This is a genomic window from Clostridium sp. HMP27 (genome assembly GCF_000765165.1).
In the GTDB taxonomy this organism is placed as follows: Bacteria; Bacillota; Clostridia; order Clostridiales; family Clostridiaceae; genus Clostridium_AK.
Map to the genome: position 1 here is coordinate 1 of NZ_JMFY01000049.1, position 6,565 is coordinate 6,565.

General features: G+C 28.3%; 12 protein-coding genes. All 12 read right to left on the minus strand.

Annotation, left to right across the window (positions count from 1 at the left end):
• Positions 1–229 precede the first annotated feature (229 nt).
• Positions 230–544 (minus strand): hypothetical protein, encoded by a 315-nt coding sequence (locus tag DP68_RS17330; protein ID WP_035311677.1) that lies wholly within the window; start codon positions 542–544, stop codon positions 230–232.
• Between the two features lie 112 nt (positions 545–656).
• Positions 657–1,730: a S66 peptidase family protein gene (locus tag DP68_RS17335; protein WP_035311678.1), complete on the minus strand. Its 1,074-nt coding sequence runs from the start codon at positions 1,728–1,730 to the stop codon at positions 657–659.
• Between the two features lie 90 nt (positions 1,731–1,820).
• Positions 1,821–2,042, minus strand: a complete 222-nt coding sequence (locus DP68_RS17340) for a hypothetical protein (protein WP_035311679.1) — start codon at positions 2,040–2,042, stop codon at positions 1,821–1,823.
• A 79-nt stretch (positions 2,043–2,121) separates the two neighbouring features.
• On the minus strand, positions 2,122–2,697 hold the full coding sequence (locus DP68_RS17345) for an HD domain-containing protein (protein WP_035311680.1): 576 nt from the start codon (positions 2,695–2,697) through the stop codon (positions 2,122–2,124).
• Between the two features lie 106 nt (positions 2,698–2,803).
• Positions 2,804–2,950: a hypothetical protein gene (locus DP68_RS19795; protein ID WP_291550142.1), complete on the minus strand. Its 147-nt coding sequence runs from the start codon at positions 2,948–2,950 to the stop codon at positions 2,804–2,806.
• Between the two features lie 25 nt (positions 2,951–2,975).
• Complete coding sequence (locus DP68_RS17350; protein ID WP_035311681.1) at positions 2,976–3,206, minus strand: PF20097 family protein; 231 nt, start codon at positions 3,204–3,206, stop codon at positions 2,976–2,978.
• Between the two features lie 12 nt (positions 3,207–3,218).
• Positions 3,219–3,422 carry a hypothetical protein gene (locus DP68_RS17355; protein WP_035311682.1) on the minus strand — a complete coding sequence of 68 codons (204 nt, stop codon included), beginning with the start codon at positions 3,420–3,422 and terminating at the stop codon, positions 3,219–3,221.
• A 166-nt stretch (positions 3,423–3,588) separates the two neighbouring features.
• On the minus strand, positions 3,589–3,864 hold the full coding sequence (locus DP68_RS17360) for a hypothetical protein (protein ID WP_035311683.1): 276 nt from the start codon (positions 3,862–3,864) through the stop codon (positions 3,589–3,591).
• Between the two features lie 98 nt (positions 3,865–3,962).
• Positions 3,963–4,874, minus strand: a complete 912-nt coding sequence (locus DP68_RS17365; RefSeq protein WP_052085885.1) for a type II CAAX endopeptidase family protein — start codon at positions 4,872–4,874, stop codon at positions 3,963–3,965.
• Positions 4,875–5,056: 182 nt separating this feature from the next.
• The gene (locus tag DP68_RS19075) at positions 5,057–5,527 is read right to left on the minus strand and encodes a hypothetical protein (protein ID WP_052085886.1); all 471 of its coding nucleotides are present in this window, start codon (positions 5,525–5,527) and stop codon (positions 5,057–5,059) included.
• 88 nt (positions 5,528–5,615) lie between these two features.
• Positions 5,616–5,927, minus strand: a complete 312-nt coding sequence (locus tag DP68_RS17375) for a DUF4440 domain-containing protein (RefSeq protein WP_052085887.1) — start codon at positions 5,925–5,927, stop codon at positions 5,616–5,618.
• Between the two features lie 127 nt (positions 5,928–6,054).
• Complete coding sequence (locus tag DP68_RS17380) at positions 6,055–6,342, minus strand: hypothetical protein (RefSeq protein ID WP_035311684.1); 288 nt, start codon at positions 6,340–6,342, stop codon at positions 6,055–6,057.
• Between the last annotated feature and the right edge of the window lie 223 nt (positions 6,343–6,565).

A 6,565-nucleotide genomic window follows, 5' to 3' on the forward strand; every position in this document is an offset into this window, starting at 1 on the left:
TTGCTTACAGTGCCAATCTCCGCTGTAAAAACTATTTTTGGTTGAATAAAGACTGAAAAATAAACACCAACTATTACGATGAATAGTAATGCCCTTCCTGATAAAACATATGTCACTCTTTTTTTATTCACTATATCCCATATTCCTTTTGCCCCTAATTAATTCACCATATTTTACCCCTATGTCGTAAGATAAGAAAAAGGTGCAATACTACAACTATAGATTACACTCATTTGACACGATTAGAATATTTCTTAATACCAAACCTAATGGAATCTAAAATCAATCCATATAATGCAAAACTAATAAAGTGAGAAACATACCAGAACACAGAAATATCACCTTGTAAACTACCACTTGATATTTGGGGACCAGTTCTTATATAGTTATTTGCAAAGTCAGTATAGCGTAAATTATTTAGAATAGGATTCAATTCAAATAAAACTATCCCATGTGAATCTTGACCTCTGTAGTGCGTATAAATCATTAGTAAACTTGCAAGTAAAAAATAGACTGTAAATGAGCGAAAAACTTTTTTTCTCAATATAATTCCCCCCCTATTTCATAATCATGGTATTTGTTAGTATTCTTATAGTTCATCATATATTACTATTGTGACACAATATAAAAAGATGTAGACCTACCTCAACCTGAAATTATGCAAATATAGATTCCTTTAACTTAATAGCCTTTATATCTAAATCAATCTCTACCTCAATTCCATATGGAATGATACATCTCGGATATGCATGACCAAAATTCACATTATACATAATTGGTAGATCTTTATTTTTGATAATCTTATAATAGATTTCTTTATATTCCTCGTAATATTGTTCATCCTGAGGCTTTCCAACAATAATTCCGTTGATAACATCAAATATTCCTGTATCTTTTAAAGCAATTAATTCTTTTTCAAATACTTCTAGTTTTGGTTTTTCTTCACAAGTTTCAATGAACAATATTTTATTTTTCCATTCATTTAATGTTGGAAACAACCCGTACTTCTCACATATAGCCTTTTGATCGTCATATCTTGTACCAGTTAATATATCATATAAACTTTCAAGACAGCCGCCTAAAAGTCTTCCATTACATTTCCCCTTTCCCTGTAGAACTTCATATCCTTTTTCCTCCAGATGCTCTACTCTGCTTGTACCTACAGCATCCATAGAAAAATCTGTACGCTCCTCATACCATGCATTACTTGATTCTATATAATCTTCCTTATGACTTTCAAAATACTTCAAAAATGTTTTTCTTGTATATGGCAACATTTCTTCATCCAATTCAGCTAAATCGCAAATGAAATTAGGCCCATAAAAAGTACCTATCCCAAGTTTGTAAAACATTAAATGATTAATTGTTGTATCTGAAAAGCCTGTAAATAATTTAGGATTATTATGAACAGCATTAATAAAATCATTATCATCTAATAAATATGGTAATGTTCTATATGTATCGTCTCCTCCAATTGCACAAATAATCCCTTTTATGGATGTATCATAAAAAGCATCTTTTAAATCCTGTGCTCTAGCTTCTGGATGATTTTTCAAATACTCTATTCCTCTTAATGCGTTTGGCATTATAACAGGTACTAATCCAAACTCTTTTATTCTCTTTAGTCCCAAATCCAATTCATGTTTTGCAAAATCTTCACCAAGCATACCACTCGACATACTTATAACTGCAACTTTGTCTCCTTTTGCTAATGGTTTTGGCTTTTTCATAAATATTACTCCCTCTATATCAATTACATAAATAATCTTTATTAATAATGTGCTATCTTAAATTTTTATCAATATCCATTCCTGATAATTTCACCATTTTAACATATAAATAATTTTTTCTATATCTTTATTATCATCAATCCATTCTTCAGAATATCCACATTCACAACATAGATATCTTGTTACCTTTACTGCACTGAAAATAGTCATTCCCGTCATGATGATATTTCCATAACCATGCGGCCCTGTTTCACCTGGAATTCTTGCAATAGATTTTGAATTGCATTTTGGGCATATTTTTGTATTTTTCATACTAACCTCCCACTGTACAAATAATCTTTTGGGGACTCATTTTTCTACTGCTGGGACATTTTATAAGAACTTTACGAATTTATGATACTGATTCTTTTGAACGCTGTATTTTATTTATAGTATCGTCATTTATAGTTTGTTTTAATTCCTTCATATATTTTGAAAACTCCACTTCTTTTTCTCCATATGTCAGATTTAATTCATACTCAAGAGGAATCCATGTTGATATATCAGCCTCATTGTGTTGAATTAGTGTCTCCATCTTGTCAAGTGCCTTGTAAATCTTGGATTCCATAGTTTTTTGTGAATGCATTTCTAAAAACAGCTTAGAAAGTTCTTTTTTATATGGTTCTGGCAGATTGTTAAGCAATTGGTGAACTTCTCTATTTTCTACAATCTCATCGCTTTTAGTTTTGTTAAATGAAGGTATATCACCTGTTATTGCTTCACCTAAATCATGACAAATACACATTAATATTACTTTGTTAATATCAACATCGGGAAATTCATCCTTGACCAAATATGCCATTAAAGATAATCGCCAACTATGCTCTGCTACACTTTCATGTCGATTAGAAGAAGTGCATGAGTGTCTTGTATTATTCTTTAATTTTTCTGCAATAGACATAATTTCTATGAATTTTTTTATATTCATTTTTCCCACACCTCCGGTTACATTATTAAATTTTCAATATCCAAATATACTTTGTGATTACTTCGTAATATTCTACTGTTATGATACAAATAAAAAACCTATAATGTCATCTTGAATTTTTATCAATATAAATATTTAACGCTTGTACTACTTTAAATAACGCAATAATACTTGCCATATAAAGCATTATTTCCAAAATTACTTTAATAATACCTAGAGAACTAAGAGCTCCTATAATGCCTGCATTTTGCATAGTAATTCCCCCTCTGTTTTAAATATTATTTTTTTCTTGTATCTATTTTTCCTTTTGTATCGATTATAATCTTCTCGCATTTTTCGCAATAAAATACATCTTCAACACTTTCACCCATGCCTGCAAGAATTATACCCCTTGAAAACCATTGTAATAACGATCCTCTGTCTTTGTCCTTTGGCACCCATTTAATTGCGTATCTATCTCTATGAATAACTCCGTTATCCATTTCTTCATTACAATAAGGGCAACGCATTATATCACATCCTCACATTTTATCAATTTTAGAATAACCTTCATATATAAGAAATCCTGAAAAAATCAACTCAAATAGTATTATAATTTTTACTATGGGATGAACATGCTCAAATGCATAAGTTGAACCAACACCTGGCAATGATTGAGCAAATGATATTGCAACTATCAATTGAGTAAACGTTATAAATAGTAAATAACTTCCCAATTTAAACATTTTATATTCCCCCTATTTATTTTTATGGAATCCAACATATGTTAACTATTGTGTATTAACAATTCTTTTCAATACAAATTTTTAAGGCGTTTATAAAGTCTTATATATGTTATTTCATCTTAAATTAATATTGATATGTAAAACTAGAAGATTAAGAAATATAAAATCATTGCTTTTTTAAATTATTATTTATTAACTCATTATATCTTTTTTCATTTTTGGACCAGCTTATAATTGCTGGAATTATTCCACCTATAAAACCTGCTATAAAATTTTCAAAATACATATAGAAATCAAATGAGTTTTTATGAATTATTAATTTGTTAATTATAGCACCCATACACATCCCTGTGCCCATTACTAGTCCATTAGTAAATATATATATTTCCTCGCTCTTTTGTCTAGTTTTCTCCCATCTACGGATGAATTTTTCATTGTTCATAATCAATTCCCCCAATCCTAGTGCCTTATTGCTAATTCCTAAAAAGAAATTTCTTAACAATATTCTACTGTTATGACGCTTGTATAAATACTGTGGTACTATTTGGATTCCGAATTATAATCCATATCTAAGACCTTATCACTTTTAATTTTAGAATTAATATTGATATTAAACTTTCTACTTTCATCCACTTTTATGTTATTAAAAAATTTATATGAAATTAACAACAATAGTAATCCGCATACTAGCTCAACTATGTTAAATTTAAAGCTATCGGCATCTAAAAAAGGAAGATACATTAGTGTTATTACAAGAAAATTATTTGTGAAATGTACAAATATACTAAGTAGTAATGAATTGGTTTTGATATATATAAATCCCAATATTATTCCTAAGAAAAATCCATTTACTCCTTGGTGAATATTTAAATGTACTATTGCAAATAACAGTGCGGAAATACCTATGGCCTTTAAACTTCCATATCTCTTATATAGTTGTTCTAATATTATTCCTCTATAAATCATTTCCTCAAAAACTGGGGCAACCACAATAACTGAAATAATAAATAATGGAATAGAATAGCTAATATTTTCATTAACAGCATTTTCTAAAGCACTTTCCAGCCATGGACTCATTGGAATATTTGCCATTAATAATCCTAAGGTATTTTCATAAACAATCCTAAATCCTATTACCGCTAAAATTATATACATATATTCCTTTAATTTGGGCTTGTATTGAATTTTTAATTTGAAGTTTTCTTTTAGATTAATTTCCTTAATTATTTTTCTAATAACCCAAACATATGATAGTATGCTAACTAATCCTCTGATATATAAAATAATTACATTCATATTTTTATCTTCAGAATATACAGATAATGCACCCGAAAAAAATATTAGTACTATATTAAAAGAAATTTCAAATAGTACTAATAATATATTGATTTTAAAAAATAATTTTATACTTTCTTTTATAGATATTCCTTCTTGCTGAGTTGATATTTCCATAATTTCTACCTTTCTTTTGTATAGTCATCATCAACTAAAAATAGTTAATAAATCATATGCCATCCGTTATATTTTTTCTATCATCACTTTCTCTCAAGATCATACTACTCCATGATATTTATTTTGTAATACTCTAATTTTAATCTGCAAAATATAAAAGTTATTTCCTAATCTTATAACTCCTATATACCATAATGAAGTATAAGGTATTTATTAGATATAACCCTCTCTGAAAACAATTGTATTTTTCTAAAACTCTCGACAAGCTTATCTCTAGATACTTCAATCATTTCATAGCTTCCTTCTGGCATATACGTATCACTTCCTGTAAAACAGTAATTTCCAGTAAGTTTTAAAGTAGATGGGCCTCTTGAAAACAAGTCAGCCCATGCCCCTGCTAAACTTAGAATAACTTCCGCTCCTTCTTTATCAAACAATGTGATTCCATAATTGTTTAATCCAAATCCCTTTTCGTAATTCATTGCTGGATTAATTGACGGTATCCAGTTCAAAGTATCCTGTATATATTGAATTATATCATCATGAATTAACACAACATTATTTAAACATCTATTTAAAAAATGATATCCGTCATACCCAATTTCTTCATACTCATCGTATGTTACTAAAAAAAATTCATGCTCAAGTCCCATAAAAATCTCCTTTATTCTTTTCTGCCTAAATTTTAAATGTTAGCGTTCCCCGATGCAAAAATATCTTCCATTTTCTATGATAATATTTTCATATAGAACTACGAAGTGAATATTTCTTATTTTCATTTGATTCATTATGCTTTATTACTTTGTATGTTGCTAATATACAATCATATGATAAACGTTTTATTTTAAAATCCACAACTTCCCAAAATAATTCATTACTATCATTTTCTTCTTGAAATACATCACCACTTTTGTAATGATATTCACTTCCTGAACTTGTAAACTCAATAAAATCATCTGCTAATATTTCATTTATTTTTTGTGGTGATTTTCTTGTTTCTGACTTCAATAAATCACTTTCAAGTTGTAATATAAGTTTTTCAATTGATTTCATTTTTGCAACTCCACCTTCTTACTCTTCCAAGCACATTTTGAAAACATTTTGTATCTACTTTAATAAATCATAATATCTGCATTTTCTTCTTTATAAAAATTTACTATTATTGCATCCTTAAAAAATCTTACGAAATAAAATAGCTAGAAAAAGCCTCCTTATTTTCTACTATAAATCCCAACAATGTCCCTAGTAAAGCTGCTTTTATATACAAATCTTTTTCGTATATTTTTTTAGTATAATCGGGACTTATAATATATATAGCATCATCTGTAAATGACACGATAAAAAGTATTGCACAAGCACTTTTAGATATTAGGCACAACGCTAAAGCAAGTAATGTTATGATGATAAAGTAAATTTTTTTAAGATGTACTTTAAAAAAAGAGTTTTCTTTAATAACTTCCACCTTCATTTCATAATAATTCACTGTTATAATACATTAAATCGGATTATAATACTATTGTGACACAGCTTTAGAAAGTTACCATAGAACTGAATTTAAAATTATGTTACCTCAACTCAACAAATCCGAATTTGTCGCTGTATTTAAGCAATGCGAAATTTAGACGTCTAAGTAAAAGTAAATATTACTCTTATCGGCTTGATTGGTTCCTCCATATTGGTGTGTGTTAAAT

Coding starts and splice junctions, on each gene's coding strand:
- DP68_RS17340 (WP_035311679.1), bottom strand. CDS start 2,042: ATGAAAAATACAAAAATATGCCCAAAATGCAATTCAAAATCTATTGCA.
- DP68_RS17335 (WP_035311678.1), bottom strand. CDS start 1,730: ATGAAAAAGCCAAAACCATTAGCAAAAGGAGACAAAGTTGCAGTTATA.
- DP68_RS17360 (WP_035311683.1), bottom strand. CDS start 3,864: ATGAACAATGAAAAATTCATCCGTAGATGGGAGAAAACTAGACAAAAG.
- DP68_RS17380 (WP_035311684.1), bottom strand. CDS start 6,342: ATGAAGGTGGAAGTTATTAAAGAAAACTCTTTTTTTAAAGTACATCTT.
- DP68_RS17345 (WP_035311680.1), bottom strand. CDS start 2,697: ATGAATATAAAAAAATTCATAGAAATTATGTCTATTGCAGAAAAATTA.
- DP68_RS17350 (WP_035311681.1), bottom strand. CDS start 3,206: ATGCGTTGCCCTTATTGTAATGAAGAAATGGATAACGGAGTTATTCAT.
- DP68_RS17355 (WP_035311682.1), bottom strand. CDS start 3,422: ATGTTTAAATTGGGAAGTTATTTACTATTTATAACGTTTACTCAATTG.
- DP68_RS19795 (WP_291550142.1), bottom strand. CDS start 2,950: ATGCAAAATGCAGGCATTATAGGAGCTCTTAGTTCTCTAGGTATTATT.
- DP68_RS17365 (WP_052085885.1), bottom strand. CDS start 4,874: ATGGAAATATCAACTCAGCAAGAAGGAATATCTATAAAAGAAAGTATA.
- DP68_RS19075 (WP_052085886.1), bottom strand. CDS start 5,527: ATGGGACTTGAGCATGAATTTTTTTTAGTAACATACGATGAGTATGAA.
- DP68_RS17375 (WP_052085887.1), bottom strand. CDS start 5,927: ATGAAATCAATTGAAAAACTTATATTACAACTTGAAAGTGATTTATTG.